This is a genomic window from Polaromonas sp. 39-63-25, from assembly GCF_002278925.1.
Classification (GTDB): Bacteria; Pseudomonadota; Gammaproteobacteria; order Burkholderiales; family Burkholderiaceae_C; genus Polaromonas.
Genome location: NZ_NCJH01000049.1, coordinates 1 through 1328, shown reverse-complemented (window position 1 = coordinate 1328; position 1328 = coordinate 1). Strand labels below are relative to the sequence as shown.

General features: G+C 66.0%; 1 protein-coding gene. It reads left to right on the top strand.

Going from position 1 to position 1328, the window contains the following annotated elements; translation table 11 throughout:
• Window positions 1–934 (top strand): PD-(D/E)XK nuclease family protein (locus B7X65_RS23820; RefSeq protein ID WP_293596708.1); only part of this gene is annotated, 934 nt, incomplete at its 5' end.
• Window positions 935–1328 lie beyond the last annotated feature (394 nt).

The following is a 1328-nucleotide window of genomic DNA, read 5'->3' as shown; positions in this document are numbered from 1 at the left end:
GCTGTGGCGCGCCAGCGAGGCTGGCGAACGTCTGGTGCCCAGCGGGTTTGTGCAGGAGATCCTGCTCGACCACGTCATCACCTTCGCGCCCGACCCGCGCCTGCCGCGCGCGTTGCCGGCGCGTCCCACGCCGCGCCCGCTGCCCAGCGGCGACGCGCTGCCCGTGACCCGCCTTTCCGCCAGCGCCTATGAAGACCTGCGCCGCTGCCCATACCGGTTTTTTGCGTTGCGTCAGCTCAGGCTGCAGGCGCCCGACGAGCTTGAAAGCGAGTTGGGCAAGCGCGATTTCGGCAACTGGCTGCACAGCCTGCTGAAGATCTTCCATGACATGCTAAAAACGGCTGCAGCCCAGGATATACCTGCGCGAGTAGCTATTATTAATATAGCGGCTGAACGCGCCACCCAAGAGCTTGCCCTGAGCGAAAGCGAGTTCCTGCCGTTTGCGGCGATCTGGCCGCGTGTGCGCAAAGGCTACCTGGCGTGGCTGGCTGAGCATGAAGCGACCGGCGCGGTTTTTGACGCCGGCGAGGTGTGGCGCGAAATCCCGCTGGGCCCTTTGACCCTGGTCGGAAAAATCGACCGCATGGACCGCCAGAGCGATGGCCACGCGCTGCTGATCGATTACAAGACCGAGTCGCGTTCCACCACGGCTGAACGCATCAAAAGCGGCCAGGAAGACACGCAGCTGGCGTTTTACGCCGCATTGATCGAAGACGACACGCTGGCCGCCGCGTATGTCAACCTGGGTGAAAAGGAGCCGACGAAAACCTACGCCCAGCCCGACATTGTCGGCCTGCGTGACGAGTTGATTGAAGGCATTCGCGACGACATGGCACGCCTGGAGCAGGGTGCCCCGCTGCCTGCCCTGGGTGAAGGCAAGGCCTGCGACTACTGCGCGGCGCGCGGCCTGTGCCGCAAGGATTTCTGGAACTAGCTATGCCCCCACGGTCGTTCACTGCGTGTAACTCCCTGCCCCCCGAGGGGGCCGCTGCGCCTGCGGCCCGGCAAAGCCGGTTCCGCGGCCCCTGCTGGGGTGAAGAGCCCCCACGGTCGTTCGCTGCGCGTAGCTCTCTGCCCCCCGAGGGGGCCGCTGCGCCTGCGGTCTGGCAGAGCCAGTCCCGCGGCCCCTGCTGGAGTGGGATACCTGCATCTATCAGCGGGTGCGTACGATGACGGCGACGCATCCTGCCGCCTACCAATGCAACGGCCAGCCGGTTGCTGCCGACGCGTTCTACGCGATTGCCTGCGACCCGCGCCGCAGCGTGGCGGTTGAAGCCTGCGCGGGTTCTGGCAAGACCTGGATGCTGGTGTCGCGCATCGTGCGGGCG